19 protein-coding genes and 1 riboswitch are annotated in these 20,510 nt (G+C 38.5%); of the genes, 10 read left to right on the top strand and 9 right to left on the bottom strand.

What is annotated here, in order from left to right; all coding sequences use genetic code 11:
* Positions 1-30 precede the first annotated feature (30 nt).
* The 4 genes from IHV11_RS17565 to IHV11_RS17580 all read left to right on the top strand — a co-directional run bounded on the left by IHV11_RS17565 (position 31) and on the right by IHV11_RS17580 (position 3,453).
* A complete protein-coding gene (locus IHV11_RS17565) occupies positions 31-813 on the top strand; it encodes an SDR family NAD(P)-dependent oxidoreductase (RefSeq protein ID WP_231620384.1) in 783 nt (260 codons plus the stop codon).
* 199 nt (positions 814-1,012) lie between these two features.
* A complete protein-coding gene (locus IHV11_RS17570; RefSeq protein ID WP_197195697.1) occupies positions 1,013-2,251 on the top strand; it encodes a DUF2157 domain-containing protein in 1,239 nt (412 codons plus the stop codon).
* Positions 2,244-2,765 (top strand): GDYXXLXY domain-containing protein, encoded by a 522-nt coding sequence (locus IHV11_RS17575; protein ID WP_197195698.1) that lies wholly within the window; start codon positions 2,244-2,246, stop codon positions 2,763-2,765. Before IHV11_RS17570 ends, IHV11_RS17575 begins: the two co-directional genes overlap by 8 nt.
* Positions 2,766-3,120: 355 nt before the next feature.
* Positions 3,121-3,453: a hypothetical protein gene (locus tag IHV11_RS17580; RefSeq protein WP_197126841.1), complete on the top strand. Its 333-nt coding sequence runs from the start codon at positions 3,121-3,123 to the stop codon at positions 3,451-3,453.
* A gap of 26 nt (positions 3,454-3,479) precedes the next feature.
* On the opposite strand, the gene IHV11_RS17585 is transcribed toward IHV11_RS17580, so the two are convergent.
* On the bottom strand, positions 3,480-4,802 hold the full coding sequence (locus IHV11_RS17585) for a globin-coupled sensor protein (RefSeq protein ID WP_197195699.1): 1,323 nt from the start codon (positions 4,800-4,802) through the stop codon (positions 3,480-3,482).
* Positions 4,803-4,967: 165 nt separating this feature from the next.
* Here IHV11_RS17585 and IHV11_RS17590 point away from each other — a divergent pair, with 165 nt between their 5' ends.
* Positions 4,968-5,120: a hypothetical protein gene (locus IHV11_RS17590; RefSeq protein ID WP_197128254.1), complete on the top strand. Its 153-nt coding sequence runs from the start codon at positions 4,968-4,970 to the stop codon at positions 5,118-5,120.
* Between the two features lie 58 nt (positions 5,121-5,178).
* Here the strand turns inward: IHV11_RS17590 and IHV11_RS17595 are convergent, their stop codons facing one another.
* From IHV11_RS17595 to IHV11_RS17630, 8 genes are all read right to left on the bottom strand, one after another.
* Positions 5,179-7,203 carry an ABC transporter ATP-binding protein gene (locus tag IHV11_RS17595; protein ID WP_197195700.1) on the bottom strand — a complete coding sequence of 675 codons (2,025 nt, stop codon included), beginning with the start codon at positions 7,201-7,203 and terminating at the stop codon, positions 5,179-5,181.
* 2 nt (positions 7,204-7,205) lie between these two features.
* Positions 7,206-8,963: an ABC transporter ATP-binding protein gene (locus tag IHV11_RS17600; protein ID WP_197195701.1), complete on the bottom strand. Its 1,758-nt coding sequence runs from the start codon at positions 8,961-8,963 to the stop codon at positions 7,206-7,208.
* Between the two features lie 793 nt (positions 8,964-9,756).
* A complete protein-coding gene (gene ribH / locus IHV11_RS17605; RefSeq protein WP_066239884.1) occupies positions 9,757-10,224 on the bottom strand; it encodes a 6,7-dimethyl-8-ribityllumazine synthase in 468 nt (155 codons plus the stop codon).
* A 16-nt stretch (positions 10,225-10,240) separates the two neighbouring features.
* Entirely contained in the window at positions 10,241-11,434 is a 1,194-nt protein-coding gene (locus tag IHV11_RS17610; protein ID WP_197126837.1) for a bifunctional 3,4-dihydroxy-2-butanone-4-phosphate synthase/GTP cyclohydrolase II, read from the bottom strand.
* An 11-nt stretch (positions 11,435-11,445) separates the two neighbouring features.
* Positions 11,446-12,093 carry a riboflavin synthase gene (gene ribE, locus IHV11_RS17615; RefSeq protein WP_197126836.1) on the bottom strand — a complete coding sequence of 216 codons (648 nt, stop codon included), beginning with the start codon at positions 12,091-12,093 and terminating at the stop codon, positions 11,446-11,448.
* A gap of 182 nt (positions 12,094-12,275) precedes the next feature.
* Positions 12,276-12,423, bottom strand: a riboswitch (FMN riboswitch).
* A 54-nt stretch (positions 12,424-12,477) separates the two neighbouring features.
* Positions 12,478-13,845, bottom strand: coding sequence for a TrkH family potassium uptake protein (locus IHV11_RS17620; protein WP_197126835.1), 1,368 nt, complete (start codon positions 13,843-13,845; stop codon positions 12,478-12,480).
* Positions 13,846-13,948: 103 nt separating this feature from the next.
* Positions 13,949-15,025: a hypothetical protein gene (locus IHV11_RS17625; RefSeq protein ID WP_197195702.1), complete on the bottom strand. Its 1,077-nt coding sequence runs from the start codon at positions 15,023-15,025 to the stop codon at positions 13,949-13,951.
* A gap of 88 nt (positions 15,026-15,113) precedes the next feature.
* Positions 15,114-15,842 carry a TIGR02206 family membrane protein gene (locus tag IHV11_RS17630; protein WP_197195703.1) on the bottom strand — a complete coding sequence of 243 codons (729 nt, stop codon included), beginning with the start codon at positions 15,840-15,842 and terminating at the stop codon, positions 15,114-15,116.
* 122 nt (positions 15,843-15,964) lie between these two features.
* Between IHV11_RS17630 and IHV11_RS17635 the strand changes: the two genes are divergently transcribed.
* The 5 genes from IHV11_RS17635 to IHV11_RS17655 all read left to right on the top strand — a co-directional run bounded on the left by IHV11_RS17635 (position 15,965) and on the right by IHV11_RS17655 (position 20,499).
* Positions 15,965-16,585, top strand: a complete 621-nt coding sequence (locus IHV11_RS17635; RefSeq protein ID WP_231620385.1) for a YhbD family protein — start codon at positions 15,965-15,967, stop codon at positions 16,583-16,585.
* Between the two features lie 21 nt (positions 16,586-16,606).
* Positions 16,607-17,392: a polymer-forming cytoskeletal protein gene (locus tag IHV11_RS17640; RefSeq protein ID WP_197195704.1), complete on the top strand. Its 786-nt coding sequence runs from the start codon at positions 16,607-16,609 to the stop codon at positions 17,390-17,392.
* A 197-nt stretch (positions 17,393-17,589) separates the two neighbouring features.
* Positions 17,590-19,071, top strand: coding sequence for a spore germination protein (locus tag IHV11_RS17645; protein ID WP_197195705.1), 1,482 nt, complete (start codon positions 17,590-17,592; stop codon positions 19,069-19,071).
* 30 nt (positions 19,072-19,101) lie between these two features.
* Positions 19,102-20,244, top strand: a complete 1,143-nt coding sequence (locus IHV11_RS17650) for a Ger(x)C family spore germination protein (protein ID WP_197195706.1) — start codon at positions 19,102-19,104, stop codon at positions 20,242-20,244.
* 21 nt (positions 20,245-20,265) lie between these two features.
* Complete coding sequence (locus IHV11_RS17655) at positions 20,266-20,499, top strand: hypothetical protein (protein WP_197126829.1); 234 nt, start codon at positions 20,266-20,268, stop codon at positions 20,497-20,499.
* Positions 20,500-20,510: the final 11 nt, after the last annotated feature.

Below are 20,510 nucleotides of genomic sequence, written 5' to 3' on the forward strand. Positions count from 1 at the left end.
ATAAACACGATATAAGAAAGGATGTTTCTTATGATAAATAATAAAATTGCACTCATTACAGGAGCCTCAAGCGGAATTGGTCTTGAATTTGCCGATCTCTTTGCGAAGGACGGTTATCATTTAGTGCTTACAGCTAGAAATGAGTCAAAGCTTTATGAGATTGCTGAACAGATGTCTAAAAAATACGGTGTTTCAGTAACGGTAATTGCAAAAGATTTAAGCCAAACAGACGCTGCAGAAGAACTGACAGCAGAGATCATTGCAAAAGGTATTGAGGTTGATGTTCTCATCAACAATGCAGGATTCGCTGCTTACGGACCATTTAACGAGACATCATGGAAAGATGAAAAAGATATGATACAAGTAAACATAACGGCTCTTACAACACTGACAAAACAGCTTCTTCCCGGAATGATTAAACGTAATCAAGGTAAAATCTTAAACGTTGCCTCAACTGCAGCTTTTCAGCCTGGTCCATTAATGGCTGTCTATTACGCAACAAAGGCTTATGTACTTTCCTTCTCAGAAGCCATCAACTATGAATTACGTCATACCGATGTTAGCGTTACAGCTCTTTGTCCTGGTGCTACAGCTACAAACTTTGAAAAACGTGCAAGCCTTGAATCATCTCGCTTGTTTCAATCTGGTGCGATGAATGCGAGCGACGTTGCGCGGTCAGGCTACAAAGCATTGATGTCTAAAGATTCATTGTCGATTCCAGGATTTAAAAACAAGGCATTAGCTACCATCGTACGATTCTTACCTCGCAAAACGATTTTAAAAATTGTCCATTATGTACAAGACAAAAAATAAATGTAATAATCTTGTGAACAGCAGGGATTGCTGTTCTCTTTTTGTTTACGGTTATCTAAACATAAGAATTCGTATGCTCTTTTCAATTTATTGCTTGATAACATCATTTTCGTTGTGTAATATTACACTAAAAGAGAATATTGGTGTTTCGTCCTGTTTTAAAAGGACTCTACATATACATGAATTGAGGTGGTATAACATGAACAAACAATGGATAAGAAAAGAAGGTCAAAAATGGATCGCTGACAACATCATCACTGAAGATCAGTTGGATTTAATCACTGCAAGATACCCTGATTCCGAAGACAAGCGAAAAGTTACTGGTATATTACCCATTTTAGCCAGTATATTAATCGGCATCGGAATCTTATCTTTCATCGCTTCAAATTGGGGAGAAATCTCACCAATTGCCAGACTAACCTTACTTATCGTGTTTATGCTCGGTTTTTATCTTTCTGGTGAACGGTATTTAATAGCTGGCCATCATTCATTAGGTACTTCTCTTAATCTTCTTGGGATCATTACATTTGGAGCAAGCATCATTCTTTTAGGTCAGACTTTTCACTTGAATGCTGTCGATGCTCGATTATTCGTTTTTTGGAGCCTGCCTGTTGTTTTTTATTTATTCAGGGATCGTAACAAGCTCTATTTCTTCCTTCTTGGACTATTAACAGTCGGAGGACAACTTTACAGTATAAATGAGTTCCAAAGCTTTAGTTATCTTTTATTTATTCTTTTTACATTAGCTGTTGGAGGCTTTGTTTTCTTATATCCAACCATTCAAAAGTCTTGGATACTTACGATTGGATTCAGTATTCAAGTCCTGATGTTTATTATGGTTAAAGATATTAATCTACTCTGGTTTTTCTTGTTTGGATTCGCCTTATTCACAAGCGGGCTATGGGTTGATAAGGACGTATTTAAACAACCGTTTAATCGCCTAGGAACACTCATTGGCTTTGGTTTTGCTTACGGATTATATTTCTTGCTTACAAATGAATTTTCTTCTGATTTCGAGCTGCCCCATTCTTATGTGTACATTCCTGTATTGATCATCATATTCGCTTTATCAATCATTGGAAAACGTCAGGAGAATTTATATTTGCATGCTTGGGAACTATTGATTTTCCTACCGTTCTTTTACTTGGTCAAAGTGACGGATCCATTAATAGTTGGCATCCTTTATTTGATCATCATGTTCGTATTTTCAGGATTCAAGCTTGCTGAAGGCTATCGTAACGAAAATCGTTCGCAAATCAATTTTGGAATCGTACTATTTTTACTCGTTTGCTTAATGGGATACTTCAACCTGGCGTGGTCCTTTATGCCAAAGTCGATATTCTTCTTATTTGGCGGAGTTCTTTTGTTCATACTAAATGCGTTTCTTCAACGTAAGAAAAAGCAGATCTTAAAGAACGGAGGTCCGCATCATGATTAAAAAAAGAGGATGGATGATCGCTGCCCTTCTGCAAGTTTTATTTTTAATCTTTATCGCAGGAAGCTATTACAGCATCGATTATTTTGGAAAAGAGATCAAGATTAAGACTGTTCCCGTCGATCCCAGAGATCTTTTGTATGGTGACTATGTGACACTTCGTTATGATATCAGTACAGCTCCCCTCAAAAGCTATAGGGGAGATGCAGCAAAACTCGATCGGGGTGAGCAAAAAGCTTATGTAGTTCTACAGCCAAACAAAGATGGTTATTATGTGGTTAAGAATGTTTATTCAGAAAAGCCAGATGTAACGGGTGATCAGGTGGTGTTAACTGCAAAAGCTGAAAAAGTCTGGGGTGCTGGTTCAATTGATAATATTCAGCTTACCTACGGATTCGAACGCTATTATTTGCAGGAGAACACGGGAAAAGAACTTGAACAACAAGCAAAAGACATGGATGTAATTATAAGTGTTGCACCTTGGGGAGCTCATAAGATCGTTGAGCTGAAACCTTAAATGCTGAATGACTCATAAAAAGCTGAAAAAGCTTTTTATGAGTTTTTTTCGTTTAATGCTGGAAGGTGTTTGTCGAATATCGGATAAATAATTTTATCTACGGAATTATCTAGGATTACCTCGTATAAAAATCGGTTTACCTCGTAATTAAAAGAGATTACCTCGTAATGAGTGCCACTGTCCTCCTCTTATGGACATTTCATTCCACAATGTCCTGCAGATACACACTACAGCATTCCTACTACAGCGTTTGTCAGCTAACAATTCTCTTTCATAATTTTTTATATCTTATTACTCATTATTCTTCGGTTTAAGTTTGTGGATTACGGGAAAATTGAATAATGAGGTGAAAACAATGTCAGATACTAAAATTATCGAACTAAAAGATGTACTAAATGGGTGGGCTGGTAACCAGATTTCTATACGTAAAGAAGAAGCAGGAGATCTAGATCAAATCAGAATCTCACTAGATAAAGTAACCTTTGAACAAAGAGACGCACATGACGACTATTTAGGTGACCACATATTGTTTTTACACGGTACAGCTTATGCAGCTGAGGAAGGTTCACAAGTAGAGCTGCCTACCATTACGTACGAAATACCGATCGATGGAATTAATGACATTCGAACCGACGATAACATCGTTTCATTCGAAACCAATAGAGGACAATATGTTATCAATAAATAAAGAAGGGATCCCTCGGGATCTCTTCTTTATTCTTGTTGCATACTTTTTGTAACGTCTGTTAACGAATCTGCTGAAACCGCGATCTGACCAACAGCATGACTAAGTTCTTCTATAACTTCAGCCATCACTTCTACTTCTTTTTCTAGCTTTCCGCTTCGATCTGTACTCTCACCCATCTTGGAGAGAATCGCTACAAAGAAATCTGATATTTCAGTAGCTTCACTTACACTATCGTTTATATATTGGTGAATACTTTCAACGGATGTAGTTACAGCTTCTATGCGTTTATGTGTATTTTTCACAAGTTCTGAAACACCTGAAACAGAAGTCTTTGTTTGGTCTGCTAACTTTCTAACTTCATGAGCGACGACAGAGAATCCTTTTCCAGCTTCCCCCGCTCTAGCTGCTTCTATCGCTGCGTTAAGGGATAGAAGGTTCGTCTGTTCCGCAATCGCTGTTACGATATCGACAACATCGTTAATTTTTACTGTTGCTTGCTCCAAATTGATCAATTCAGCTGTAATCTGCTCTGATTGGTCTTTTACTTTCAGAATCATTTGCTGATGATCGTCTAATTTATTCTTACCTGCTAACGAATTATTGGATACCTCTACAGCTGATTCTGCTGTGTTCTTTGCAAAAACAACCACTTCATCCGCTTTTGATGTTAACTCTTCTAGGGCTGCACTCGTCTCTTCTGAGATACTCGCTAGTTCTTCTACAGAATCCCCAACTGAAACCGCAATCTGCCTTTTTTGCTCTTCATGATGTTCTCTTTGTTTTACTTGCTCTAGTTCAAATGCTTCTAAGACAATCTGTTGCTCAAAATTCAAAATCTTCGTTACTGCTTTAACGGCAAGCTGATACTCATTTTTATCTTGAATATGTATGTCCAAAATAGACAAAAAGGAAAGCAGCATGTCCTGAAAAGAACAGATATACCATTTCGGCTGCAAACCGATTTTAAAATGGATGCGAGCAATCACTTTTCTTTGCTCTATGTATGCTGTATCAATAACCCCATTAAACATTTCTTGTATATGTTTGATCAACGTCACTTGAAGCTTATTAACTGAACTGTGTTTTTGAATAATTTCCATCAAGCCAGGAACATGTTCAATGTTTTTATAAAATTGGTTCACGATCTCTTCTATATTCTCAGAGAGCAACGGTTTGATCGAGCGAATAATCCTTAAATCTTCAACTGTTAATGAAATCATATTCAATTGCTTTTGCCACTCACTGTTAGGAGATACTAAAATCTTCACGTCTTCTTTAAAATTCTCAGCTGGATCATGCACTTCTGCTGTACTTTTCTTTTTTGTTAAGATACTTAAAATAGATGCCATTTCGATTTCCTTCTTTCTTGATCATCAGTTACATTTCATCCATTATGATGCAATTACATGCGACTATACGCTCATTTTATTGATTCATATGTTTTATCGACTTCTTTACGGGAATCTTTTACTAAACAAAAATATTTTAAAAAAATGAAAAGAGGAGTGATTCACATGTGGAAAAAGAAATGGGCAGCCGGAACATTGGCAGCAATGTTAACGTTAGGTGGATTAACTGCTTGTGGTGACGGCGTTGACCAAGACAACGGTGTAGACGACGGCGAACAAAACGATGAGATGGATGAAAAAAATAAAGAAGAAGGATGATAAGTAGCCTTCTTAAAAATATCAAAAAAAAAGGAGCCCATTAGGCTCCTTTTAGCGTTTAACTTACTGCTCTTGTTTCCGTTTTTCCTTGTTGAAGCTGGTACATCTGGAAGTATCGTCCCTTTTCTTTCATCAGGTCTTCATGACTGCCACGTTCTACGATCACACCACGGTCGAGAACGAGAATTTGATCCGCACTCTTAATCGTAGAAAGTCTATGAGCAATAATGAAAGTAGTCCTTCCTCTCTTCAGGACATCTAGTGCCTCTTGAATCACAGCTTCTGTTTCTGTATCAATACTTGCCGTTGCTTCATCAAGTATTAAGATAGCTGGATTGTAAGCTAGCGCTCTTGCAAAAGAAATTAATTGTCTCTGACCGGATGAAAGGGTACTTCCTTTTTCAATAACCGGCTCATCTAATCCTTTAGGCAAGTTGTTGATAAATGGCATTGCGCCTACATCGGTGAGTGCCTTTTCAACTTGTTCCCGCGTGATCTCAGGATTATCCAAGCTCACGTTGGATGCAATCGTTCCTGTGAACAAGAAAGGATCTTGCAAGACGATACCCATATGCTGTCGAAGCTCCTGTTTAGATAGCTTCATAATGTCTTGGCCATCGATCAAGATTTTTCCCTGTTTGATGTCATAGAATCGGAATAATAGATTCATGATAGAGCTTTTACCAGAACCAGTGTGACCGACAAGTGCCACCGTCTCACCTTGGTTTGCTTCGAAAGCTATATTTTTAAGGACTGGTTCCCCTTCTACATAACTGAACGTAACATCTTGAAACTCAACATTTCCTTTGTAACGTTCAATCTCTGTCTCCGTCACTTTCTGTCCTGGCTCATCCATCAGAACGAATACTCGCTCTGCAGATACTAGTGCCTGCTCAAGCTGCGCAAGCTGATTAACCATACCTGTTACCGGATGGAACATACGGTTTAAATAATCAACAAAGGCGTATAGCACACCGATCGAAATAACAGAACCTACACCGAGTGCCTGACCTGCAAAATGCCAGATGAATGCCATAAACGCAAGGTTCTTTAATAACAACACAAGGTTATGTCCCGTCATCGCGTTAAGACTTAACAGCTTGTTTTGAAAGGTGAAGTATTCTTTATTCATCTTTTCAAATTCTTCAGAAGTCTCTTTTTGACGCTTAAATGCTTGAATGATTGTCATACCGTTGATCGATTCGTTTATCATTCCGTTAATATCACTAAGCGTAGAACGAATTCTATGATTGTATTTAGACGCGAATTTTCTGTAAACGATGATCCAAACGACGAGGATCGGTACAAGAATCAAACAGATCGTTGCAAGCTTAGGATCAAGCAAGAACAACGCGATGAAAATTCCCGTCAGATAGATGATTCCTGTAAAAAAGTTAGCTAGTACGTTAATGAATAATTCCTTGATCGCTTCCGTATCATTCGTAATACGAGAAACGATTTTCCCAGCAGGCTGATTATCAAAATATGTGATCGCTACACGCTGAACATGGGCAAACACATCTTGACGAATCTTCTTGATAACCAGATTGGATGAGCGCTGCAGCATATAGCGTTGACCATATTGAAAGAATGCTGCAAAAACGAGAAGGCTTAAGTAGATCATGGTTAGTTTCATGATCCCCGCGATTTCAGGCTTATAAAAAGCAAATGTTTCACTTGTACTTAATTTATCTGCCTGATAGGTTTCTGATTTTCCTTTAAAAGAAATCGTCACCTCACTGTTATTCACTTTTCGTTCACCATCAAAAGATATTTTATTAGGTACAACAAAATAGTCTCGTTTCACTTGTATAACTCGTATTTCTTTTCCTTTATCTTCTCCTGGATCAAAATGATCACTTCGTTTATACCAGTTTCCATCGTATTTCACTGCTGCTTTTTCTTCATTATCTACTTGATGCCACGGCCTTTCGATCCCAAGAATATGGTCATCGATCATCGTCTTTGCGATAAACGGTCCGGTCAGCTCCGCCCCAATGGCAACGGTCAGCATCAGAAGCCCGAGAATAAAGTTCTTTTTATAGTGAAGTGCGTATTGAAACAGGCGTTTTCCAACGTTCATAGCTACACCGCCTTATTATCATTTAAGTTTTGTTCGATCTGCTGACGTTCGTGCTGTTCTTTATACCAGCCATCTCTAGCTATTAAATCCTCATGTCTGCCTTCATCAACGATCGCTCCGTCATCAATAACGATGATCCAGTCTGCGTGTTCAACTGCAGACAGTCGGTGTGTTGTTATAAAAGTTGTTTTCCCAGCGCGTTCTTTACGGATGTTACCGATGATTGCAGTCTCCGTCTTCGCATCAACAGCAGAAAGCGCATCATCTAATATCAAAATTTCTGGATCCACACATAATGCTCGTGCAATAGACACACGCTGCTTCTGTCCTCCTGATAACGCCACACCTTTTTCACCGACGAGCGTGTTCAATCCTTCAGGAAGGTGCTGAACATCTTTTCTAAAGGACGCCATCTCCATAACATGATTCAATTTATCAACACCTGCCGTGCTATTCCCAAACAGGATATTTTCCTCCACCGTTTTGGAGAAAAGAATAGCATCCTGCGGTACGTATCCGATCCATCCTTGGAGATCTTCTAAAGCGATATCTTCAATACCCACACCAGAGAACGAAATACTCCCTTTTCCAGCTGGATACTCTCTTAAAAGCTGTTTAAGAAGTGTCGTTTTTCCACTTCCTGTTCGGCCAACGATCCCAAGCGTTGCTCCCTTTTCCACCTTAACGTTGATGTTTTTTAAGTTATCTGTTTCAGAAGAAGGATAACGGAATGTCACATCTTCAAATGCTATTGTTCCTGGATCTTTTAATGGGACAAGGTCTTCTGCGTTTTTTACATCAGGTTCATAGCTAAGCGTTTCATTAACACGATCAAGTGATGCACTTCCACGTTCCATGATATTAATGAGCTCACCGATCGCGATCATCGGCCAGATCAGCATGCCTAAGTACACGTTGAACGTAACAAGCTCACCAAGTGTGATCGTCTTATGAAAGACCATGTATGCTCCATATCCTAAACCGATCAAATAACTCATTCCTACCAATACTTTTATCGTAGGCTCGAACAAGGCGTCAATTCTTGATACAGCCAAGTTCTTTTCAAATACATCTTCTGTTACTTTATTAAAGCGTGCTACATCTTCTTCTTCCTGAACATAAGCACGAATAACACGTACTCCTTGGATGCTTTCAAGAACTGAATCGTTCATTTCTCCGAAGGCATCTTGGGCAACGGTAAAACGCTGATGTACTTTTTTTCCGTATTTTTTAATAATAAACGCGATGATCGGCAGTGGAATAAGCGCTGCAAACGTCAATTTCCAACTGATCATGAATCCCATCACGAACAGGATCGTTAACATGAACAAACTCGAATCTACAAGTGTTAAAATTCCGAATCCTGCAGTCATAGAGATTGCTTTTAAATCGTTTGTAGCACGTGCCATCAGATCTCCTGTTCGATTTTTCTCAAAAAACGTAGGAGTCATCTTTAATAAGTGACGCATAAAACTTGATCGCATCGAACGCTCGATAATAAAAGCGCCTCCAAAAAGCTGATACATCCAGATGTACATCGTAATGTACATCGAAATTAGGACAGCTACAAAGATTCCAAGAGTCCGCATCATGTCTTCTTTTGTGATCGTGCCCATATGAATGGAGTCAATAATATTACCGATGAGTTTCGGTGGGATGATCTCAATGATCCCAACACCAGTCAGCAGCACTACCGCAACCGTGTAACGTATCCAATGTTTCTTAAAAAACCAAGCTAATTTTCCTAAAACTGAAAACATAATGTCTCTCCTCTCGATCTACCATCCTCTTAAACAGTTGTTTAACGAAGCTACCCAAAAAGTGTATGATCCTTGCGTTCTAGCCACACATTAAATGATTTTCTTTTCATTTTTTCTCCTCCTATTGTTTCGTAAATCTATTGCAAAAAGAAGATTGACTCTTCTGTGCAAACGAAAATAAAAAAGCATACCATTCGAACTCGGTATGCTTAAAATCACAAAAAAACACACGTCACGACTGGGGTGACCTGCGTACAAACATGTATGTAGAAAAGGCAGATATATAGATTGATAATCCTAATACATCTCTTCCGGCAGGCCATGGTATGAAATTGTAGAGTCATCGTTGATTACAACAGTGACCGCAATTTGAGTAACAATCATTTCTTTCACCATGACACAACCATCCTTTCCATAATTTTGTAGTTTGTAACTTTGGTAATCTTAACACTATTCTAATAACTATGTCAATTGCTTTTAGATATGCTTAAAATTATTTAAAACGCTGTTAATTTTTGCTTTAGAAGAGTGCTTGAAGTGAGGTTGCCGCTTCAATCTACAGCGTTTTCGTATGTACCTATCATTATTTACTTTCAAACCAGAAGTTTTCACTTTCAATCCACGAGTTTTTGCTCTCAATCCACGAGTTTTCACACTTAATCCACGAGTTCATGCTCTCAATCCAAAAGTTATCCACGAGTCGACACCCCTCGACAAACTCGTACACCATCTGTTTCTAAAACAAACAAAAACCCGTCACTAAAAAAGTGACGGGCTATCACACACATGCATTCTATCCTAACTGACGCGTTAAGTTGGCCATTTCAATAGCTGACACAGCAGCTTCCCAACCTTTGTTTCCTGCTTTCGTCCCTGCACGCTCGATCGCTTGTTCAATTGAATCCACTGTCAAGACGCCAAAGATTACAGGAACACCGCTCGTCATGGATGCTTGAGCGACTCCTTTCGCTGCCTCATTACATACGTAATCAAAGTGAGGCGTCGATCCGCGGATTACTGCTCCTAAAGTGATCACTGCATCATAGTTACCGCTATCTGCCATCTTTTTAGCGATCAGCGGTATCTCAAACGCTCCAGGAACCCAAGCGATGTCTACATCATCTTCAGAAATACCGTGTCTCTTGAATGCATCTTGTGCACCTGAAACTAATTTATCTGAAATAAAGTCATTAAAACGTCCTGCTACGATACCTACTTTTAATCCTGTACCAACTAAATGTCCTTCAAATAATTTTGCCATGACTATTCCTCCTGATTTAAAAATGAAGCATATGCCCCAATTTGCTCTTTTTTGTTTTTAGATAATCTTCGTTGTTCTTGTTATGAGGCATCTGAAGCGCCACACGATCGGTCACTTCTAAGTCATAACCTTTTAATCCAGCAATCTTTCTTGGATTGTTCGTCAGCAGTTTCATCTTACTGATACCAAGGTCCTTTAAAATTTGAGCTCCTATGCCATAATCACGCAGATCTGGCGCGAACCCAAGCTGCTCATTTGCCTCAACCGTATCAAGACCCTCTTCTTGAAGTTTATAAGCTTTCATCTTATTGATTAGTCCGATGCCGCGTCCTTCTTGTCTCATGTACAGCAAAACGCCACGGCCTTCTTTTTCTATCTGTGAAAGAGCTGCGTGAAGCTGTGAACCACAATCACAACGAGCTGAACCAAATACATCACCTGTTAAGCACTCAGAATGAACGCGGACTAAAACTGGTTCTCCGGTTGCAACCTCACCTTTAACGAGTGCAACATGTTCTTTCTCATCTAATACATTCGAAAAACCGATCGCTTTAAAATCACCAAACTCTGTAGGCAGATTAATCTCTACTTCACGCTTTACCATCTGCTCAGTTTTGTTTCGGTACGTAATGAGGTCTTTAATCGTGATCAGCTTCATATTATGTTGTTTCGCAAGCTCGACTAGTTCAGGAACACGAGCCATCGTTCCGTCTTCTTTCATGATTTCACAGATAACACCAGCCGATTTGCTGCCTGCCATTTGTGCAAGATCGATGGCTGCTTCCGTATGGCCTGCTCTTCGCAACACACCACCGTTTTTTCCGATCAACGGAAAAATATGACCAGGTCGTTTGAAATCAGAAGGCAGGGAATCTGCATTCACAAGCTCACGTACTGTAGACGCTCTCTCTTGAGCCGAAATACCTGTTGTAGTTGAAATATGATCGACGCTTATCGTAAAAGCCGTGCCATGCGAATCTGTGTTGGCAACTACCATCGGTGAAAGATCAAGCTTTAACGCAATTTCTTCTGAGATCGGTGTACACACTAAACCTCTGCCATGTGTCACCATAAAATTAATGGTTTCAGGAGTTATACCTTCTGCGAGTGCTACAAAGTCACCCTCGTTTTCACGATCTTCGTCATCTACTACGATCACAATTTTTCCTTCTTTAAGATCTGCCACTGCTTCTTCTATGGAGTGAAACATGAACTCTCCTCCTAAAATCCGTGCTCTTGTAAGAAATCAAGAGACAGCTTCGACTTTTGTGTAGTTTCTTCTTTCGGCGACAACATATTGTGTACATACTTTGCGAGCATGTCGCATTCGATATTCACGATGTCACCCGTTCCTTTCGACCCTAAGATCGTGTGTTCTGCTGTATGAGGAATCAATGAAACAGTAATTGTACTTTCGGTCACTTCAAATATAGTGAGACTCGTCCCATCTACACATACAGAGCCTTTCAACATAAAATAACGCATCAGATGGTCAGGTAACACAATCGTATAATAGATGGCATTTCTCTCTGGACGCTTTTCAATGATTGTTCCTGTCCCATCCACATGCCCGGAAACAAAATGTCCACCGAACCGGCCACCAGCAGCCATCGCTCGTTCAAGATTGACCAAATCACGGTTGTTTAATAATCTCAATGTGGATGAACGAAACGTCTCTGGCATAACATCTACCGTGAACTCTCTTTTACTAAAAGAAGTTACGGTTAGACAAACACCGTTAACTGCGATACTGTCTCCAAGGTTTACATCTTTTAATACTTCTTGGGCTGTAACAGTAAGAACAATCGTTTCGTTGCCTTTAGAAATTGATTTTATCGTACCTTTTTCTTCAATAATGCCTGTAAACAAAAAGCTTTCCCTCCCCTCGTATGACGTAAGTATCATCGTAAATATGCATAAGCAGGAGTCCTTTTTCTCTTAATACAAATAACCCCGGAAACAGATTACTTCCGGGGTTTTAAATGTTAAGAATATAACGAAATAAACCTTTAAATATACCTATTTCAAACACAGGTATTCTAAAAGTGTTCACGTTCCTTCTCCCATCCAGACTATACTGTCGGCTTCGGAATTGCACCGAATCCACCGTTTCTGCTACATGCAAAACCGGGTCACGGACTGAGAGGCTGAAGCCTCATCACCGCCGGTTGGGAATTTCACCCGACCCCGAAGGACTTATTTACTTATGTTCATTATAAGTAAACAGCAGCGTGAATTCAAACGTGATCACTTTTACTGGCCAATAATTAATTTTTCTTTCGGGTAATGAATGTGCTCTGTAACCACTTTTCCTCGGATAATGAACAAGAATGAAAGTACGCCAATTCTTCCAATAAACATCAGAAGCATTAAGATCACTTTACCTGTTGAGCTCAACTGACCTGTAATTCCAGTGGAAAGCCCTGTAGTTCCGAAAGCTGAACATACCTCAAAGAATAAGTACTCGATCGGCATAGGGTCAGTAATCGCTAAGATAATAGTGGATGTCGTACAGAGCACCATCGCAACGATAATAACAATAAACGACTTGTGTATATCTTCAGGGTATATCTCACGCTTAAAGATTTTTATCGTGTTTCTACCCTTTGCGTAAAAGAGGATTGCTAATAATGCTACAGCAAAAGTCGTCGTCCGAATCCCCCCTCCTACTGAGCTTGGAGAAGCACCAATAAACATCATGACTCCTAAGAAGAGAAGGGTTGGTACCGTGAATTCAGAGACGTCCATCGTGGATAGGCCTCCACTTCGCGTGGTAACAGACTGAAACAACGAATAAAAGATTGTTTCATGCCAAGACTTACCTTCGAAGAATGCATTCATCTCTAGTACATAAATCCCTATGGCTCCTGTAATAACTAATAACGCAAATGTAGTTGTTGTAACTTTCGTAAAAAGAGTGAACGTATAACGCTCTAAATACTTACGCTCTTTAATAAAGTTATTGATCTCTACTAATACAGGAAATCCAATAGCACCGGATGTAATCAAAAACATCGTAACGATCTGAACGAGATAATCATGTCGAAACGGGATCAATGAACTTCCCGTTATATCAAAACCTGCATTCGTCGTTGCTGTAACTGCTGCGAAGAATGCGTGATAGAGCACTTCTATTTCTGTATCATAATAAGGCTGAAACAAGATAAAGAACAATACTGTTCCTACGATTTCAATTCCAATAATGAGTGTTAGTATTTGCTTCATCAACTGAACAAGCCCAGCGAGTGTAGATTGATTCTGGTCTGTCATAATCAATTGACGCTCTCTCATCCCAATACGTTTACCGATTAAAAGCCAAATGGCTGTACCGAGCGTCATAACGCCGATCCCACCAATCTGCACGATGATGGCAAGAAGGACGACTCCAACTTGATTAAACGTTTCTGAGATATTAACAGAAGTTAGACCTGTTACACTAACTGCACTCACGGCGGTAAACAGGGCATCGATAAATTTCAACTCTACTCCTTCGTTATGACCGACCGGCAAGCTTAAAAGAATGGTCGCTACTAAAACGGACAATAAATAAAAGATGACGATTAGCTGAACGGAAGTAAGAAATGATTTTTTTTGTTGTGAAGTTGCTGTATTTTTAAACATATATTTTCACCTGTCGAAAGGATTTTTCTGTAACCTTCTGAAATCTTAACAATAGCATTTCCATTTAACAAGGTGAAATTGAACATTTGCTAAAAAAAGACTGTTAATCTTCTAAGTTACATTCTTCATCAGCCATTCTCTTTTCAATAAGCCTCATTAATTCAGTGGGGTTATCTACTTTAATAACTACCCTTGTCACGTTCTTCTTAAATCCATATATGATATTTGACCTTATAGGTTTTTTCAACAGCAACTCAATATTCGGTTTTTCCGGAATAAAATCACTTACTCGGGCTTCAAACGTATACTTCATTTCTGCTGCACTCAACTCATCTGGTCCTTCATACGTTTTCCATTCTTGGATGTATTTAAACGGCAGATCAAGGCTTTTAATAAATCCTATATTCAATTTCAACGATTGATTCGTAACGATTAAAGGGACTTTTTTTACAGCTTGCATCTGACCGATGAGAAAAAGAATAGAGTAGATGTTTATAAATAATAAAATCAAAGAGACTGTATGGTTCCATTGACTGAAGAAATAATGAAGACCGACCGATTCGATGATAAGCGCGTGGATCAACATGAGCTGGAGAGCTACATAACTTGTATTCTTATGGAGAGTAAATGTTTGTCCATTCATCATAGGTGCTTTTCGCCAGGAAAAGAAAGCATAATAGAACATCGTAACTTCACTGACGAGAGAATCGATCAAGCGACTTTGTGCAAAATGAAGATTTACAGCGTGTTTGATTTTCAATAAAAACGGTAGATCAACAGCTAAGTCACGGTACGACTTCTTTACTTTAGGTAACTTTCTGCACACGATAAATAGTAAATAAAACTCAATAGAGATAAAACCCGCTTCTAAAAGAAGTAGAGCTTTCGGAATAAATGATACAGATTTTAACAGATCATCTGGAATGATAAATGAAGCGAAAGCATAACTCACTAATGCGACAAGCAGTGTCAGCTTCCATGAGTATCTTTTACGAATAATAAAGTAATAGGTAAGTAGAGGAATAACGAGAAGAAAATCAAACATAGAGCCAATGAGCACAGAAGTAGGTACGGGTTGGAAATAAGTTGTCTGATAAAGAATTACATTGCTGCCAATGACCAATAAGCTAAGAAATAGATAAGTTATCCACCTGATCGGCCTGTTGATGGTTTCAATCATAAAATCCCTCCTCACTTCCATTATACAATATATACCATTAATTTCTTCCTTTGCATGATTTTGTCACAAAAGGTACAAAAAAAGGACCCTACGCCCCAAACGGTGGATGGCCCTCTTTCGTGTGATTTAGCTTTTCTTTAACCGGAATAAAAACAAGCAGACATAAACATACAGCAACTAGTTCTAGTGAAAGGATATACCATGGATACGGTCCTAAGTAATCTAGAAGTGAAGCATTCGTTGGTTTTTCTAGCAAGAACATATAGTTTGCATCAATAGTCACATCTACAACATACACACCTATAGCATAAATGTTCAGCCATAGAAATGACTGAAAAAGAAGATGCCAGCTAATGGTATAAGACCTTACAATCGCATAGTATAGAGCTGTCCAAACAATAAAAGCATGAGCCATAAAATATTGGATGAATCGAAAATGCCAAGGCTCTTGAAATAACTCTGGTGTAAGTAATCCTTGTATGGCACCTGTTAAACCAAAAAGGTAGACAAAAGCAAAAAGTCTCCGATTATCCGTTAAGAGTAACAACACGGACAACAGAATATTGAAACTACATAGCTGCAAAGGAAGGAAAATATGAAGGTCCCATAAGTCATTATGAACGGCCCATATGTGATATGAACTCTCTGAGACCACAAGCCCTGTGATCAAGATTCTCTTCCATAATTGCATCTTCCTCATACGTATCCGATAGCGGTACATACCAATACTCACAAAAAGGATTAACATTAATAAAAGCACATGCTCCCATTGGAACATCCTAAAACCCGAAGATCCTGCACTAAACCAATTATCCATTGAACCCCTCCACCTTCTACCTACTATTATTCAAAAATCTTCGTTCACTTTCCTTTGTAAACTTTTAAATTTATTGCACAGCGTAACAGTGTTATGTTACATTACTGATGAGGAGGTTAATCATGGAAAATCTAATCTCAAAGAAAGATCTATTAGAAGAAGCAAATATCTCTTACGGCCAGCTATACAGATGGAAAAGAAAGAACTTGATTCCTGAAAACTGGTTCATTCGAAAATCTACCTTTACAGGCCAAGAAACATTCTTTCCTAAAGATGATATATTGCTGCGTATTGAAAAAATTAAAACTTTAAAAGATGATTTATCACTCGATGAACTTGCTGATATGTTCTCTCCTTCCTCGACACTCACATCATTATCAGCAGAAGAGCTCACCAAACGTAACATTGTTTCTCATACAGCAGTAGAGATGTATAACAACTTTCATGGTCCTACTCATTCGTTTTCATTTAATCAGTTATTAACTTTATATGTATTGAATTCATTGCTGCAAACGGGCGATGTAAATCGAACAGAAGGCGTAGACCTGTTGAAGCTTTTTGATGAACATTCACAGAGCACAAAGAACAGCGAAAGTGAATTAATCTTTATTAGAAAAATGGGCGTTTCATTTTTTATCCTCACACCAGAACCGGCCAACCTTCTATTAGAGCCTCAAGCAAAGAAAATTGCTCACTATAAACTAAGTCAGTGCATGGAAGAACTAAAACTTAAGCTTTCTTAATAATTTGAAGGAGGAATAGCAATGGAACGAACTCAGTTAAAGAATATTAGTATTTCCGGATCAGGAACTTCTTCTGGTGGCGAGTTTAATCAAGTAAAGGTTAACGGAAGTGCACATATATATGGCGATCTCATATGTGAAGAGTTTAAATGCAACGGAAGTGCACATTTAGAGGGAAACATTACTACTGATACGGCTAAAATCAATGGATCAACCCATTTCGAAGGCGATGTAGAAGTGAAGGAAATGACGATTAACGGTAGCACAGACATCGATGGTCACCTTCTTTGCGACGAATTAAAGGTTCAAGGCTCCTCTTCTATTAAGGGGGATGTAAAAGGAAAAGAAATCATCGTTCGCGGCTCTGCCTCTGTACAAGGAAATGTATCAAGTGACGAAGTAGACGTTAAAGGACAAATTAAAATAAAGGGAGATTGTGAAGCTGAATCTTTTGAAGCCCGCGGTAATTTTAAAATAGATGGTCTCTTAAATGCAGGTACGATCGACGTAGAACTGCTACGTCATTGTGAAGCTAAAGAAATAGGCGGCGAGAACATCACAGTTAAAAAGACACGGGATGCATCTGGCTTTAAAAAGCTGATTAAATTTTTTATGAGCAACCACACGGATCAACTAACGGCAGAAGTGATCGAAGGCGACTACTTATATCTTGAACACACACACGCTGAAGTAGTACGCGGAAACACGATAGAAATCGGTCCCGGCTGTGATATAAAAAGAATTGAATATAAAACAAGTTTAGAGATTGATCAAAATGCCAAAGTGGGAACTCAGGAAAAGATTTAATCATGACTCTCTCGTTCAATATGTAAAAGCTACCTTATTTATCTGGTAGCTTTTTTATTTCGCACGTTTCTAATAATCTTCCCTCATCTGAAACGGAAATCTACGCTTTCATCCACCCTTCATGACTTCCATGGTAAATAATGTATAGATTCTTATCCTTCATCAAACATTATAGGATAAGGCAGGTGTTAGCAATCATGGATATAACCAAAGTAGAAGTTCCTATTAACAAAGATCTTCAAGCAAATGATGAATATATGCGTAATCTTTATAAAAACTGTGATGATATTAAGATCAGGCACTTTCAATTTGGTTCAGATTACAAACAAGAAGCTCTTGTTGTACATTGTGATTCTCTCGTCCAAGAAGAAAAGTCCAACCTGCTTCACCAGGTACTTAAGGATATGCCCGATTTTGAGGCTGCCCTTTCACTTGATATTTCGGTTCAACAGATAAAGGTCTTTTTTGAGAACAAGGGCGTCTCATCAAGACCGGTTATGTTACTAAAAAACTACAATGAATTAAATGCCAATGTCGTCAATGGCCATATTGTTTTAATTTTTGACAAATGGGATTTAGCTCTAAGCTTTGATGCTTCTTCTGTAGAAAAAAGAAGTGTTGCAGAACCACAGAACGAGGTAGTCGTTGTTGGCCCTCGAGAAGGTACGATCGAAAACCTGCAAAAGAACCTTGGGTTGATTCGTTCTCGATTAAAGACACCCAATCTTAAATTTATTTTTAAACAAACGGATGGCAAGTCTAATACGAAATTTGTTTATGGCTATTTAGATGGAACTGTTAAAAAGGAAATGCTTGAAGAGTTTGAATTAAGAATCAACAAAATTAAAAACGAAGAAATTCTAGAAACATCCTATATCGCTGAATTAATTGAGGAATCGTCCGTTACTCCCTTCCCTCAATATCGATTTACAGAAAGACCAGATGTTGCTTCAGCCTCGTTATTAGAAGGCAAGATCATTATTCTAATGGAAGGAACAGGAACGATCGTTATCTGTCCTGGATTGTTTAATGAATTTTTCCAATCCGCTTCAGATTATTATCAACGATCTGTTTTTTCATCCATCATCAGGTTGGTGCGATTTATTGGCTTTATTTTGAGCTTGGCTTTACCTAGTATTTATATCGCTTTGACTACTTTTCATTCTGAATTAATACCGACCGTTCTATTGATCGCTCTCTTAGATACGCGAGAAGGGATACCCTTTCCTGCAATCATAGAAGCTTTAATCATGCTGTTTTTTTTCGAACTCTTACAAGAAGCAGGGGTCCGGCTACCTAAACCTATTGGATCAACTGTAAGTATCGTTGGAGCACTAATTATCGGAGAAGCTTCCATTAACGCTGGACTGGCCTCACCGATCATGATTGTTGTTATTGGATTGACGGGAATCGCATCCTTTTCTATCCCTTATTATGATTTTGGCTTTGCTGCACGTTTGTTGCGAATACCATTAATGTTTCTAGCTGCTATTATGGGAGGCTTCGGTCTGTTCCTTGGATTTATTCTTATCTTCTTGCACCTGTCTAAATTACACGTTCTAAAGGAACCTTATCTTGGTACGTTCACTCTTAACAGTACGTCACTACTAAAAGACGGATTCTTTCGTTTGTCATTGAAAAAATTATTAAAGCACCGCAGTACTGGAAAAGGTTTATAACGCCAATATCTTATAAAGGAAGGGGTTACTATGCAAAAGCTAATTAAATACATCGTTGCCTCCTCCCTTCTTTTTTTATCTGGTTGCTGGGATCATGCCGAGCTTACCGAGTATGTTTTCGTTCAATCGCTAGCTGTCGACCAAAAGAAAGATGGAACCATTAAACTCACCACACAATTTTATAAGCCTGCTCCTAAGATCGCTTCTGCTGGTGGTGGTGGTGAATCATACTTTAATCTTGAAACGGAAGCAAAATCCGTTTTTGATGCTATAAGAGATGTGACCATTCATTTGGGAAGAAAAGCAAACTGGGGGCATGTTCGTTTTATTGTGATTAGTGAGAAAGTCGCCAAAAAATATTATCTTGGTTCTGTTTTAGATTTCTTTTACCGTGATCATGAACCGAGACTCTTAACAGGTGTTGCAGTAACTGAAGGAGTTGCGGCAGACTATTTAAAAGAAAAACCTCATGTTGAAAATACGGTGAGTGAACAATTAAACGAAGTCACTAAAACTGGGAGCAAATTTAGTGCGAAAACCTATCCCGCTAATTTATTTACAATTGGAAAACAGCTACATAGCGAGGTGGATACGGTGTATGTTCCCTATCTAAGAAAGGAAAAAGAAAAAGAGAACAGTATCTTTGTAGATGGGCTTTCTATCTTTCTAGGTGGGAAGCTGAAGACGACTATTACAAACAAAGAAACAAAATCGCTCATGCTCGCTCTTAATAATTTTCAGTATGGAATCATTGGTATTCCATGTAAAGGTAGTAAGCTGCAGGAGTCATTTGAAATCACAGAATCACATACAAACACATCTTTTGCGATCAAAAATGATGTTATACATTACTCACTTAGACCAAAGCTTCAAGCTAGCATAGGTGAATTAGAATGTACAAACATTGAAACAAAACAACAACTAGAAGTTCTTCATACAAAGTTAGAAAAACAAGTGAACAGTAACTTAATGACATTATTAAAGCACTCACAAAAAAAGAATATAGATATTATCGGATTAGGAAACCATATCTATCGCAGTAATCCGAAAGAATGGAAAAGAATAAAAAAAGAAAAGATACCTTATTACAAAGACGCCGTATTTCATGTTAAATCCGAAGTTAACATCCTAAACACAGGAACTGATATAAGCAAACCTTTTCATAAAAAATAATAGGATGATGAGGAATTCACTATGATTGAAAAACTCATTTTAGGAAGCTTAGTCGTATTATTATACTTCGACTATCAAACGTTGAAACAAGATAAAAAGTCAAAAAAAATCTATTTAATGATGTCTATTCCGGCAGGGTACATGCTCTACTCTTATCTTTCCGGGCGGAACCTTCCTAACTTAGATGAAGGATTTCAGTTAATACTTGGTCCTATTGCTGAAGTTATCACTTCATGGCTGCAAGTAAAATCATAAGGAGTCACTTT

It is taken from the genome of Fictibacillus sp. 26RED30 (assembly GCF_015903845.1).
Lineage (GTDB): Bacteria > Bacillota > Bacilli > Bacillales > Fictibacillaceae > Fictibacillus > Fictibacillus phosphorivorans.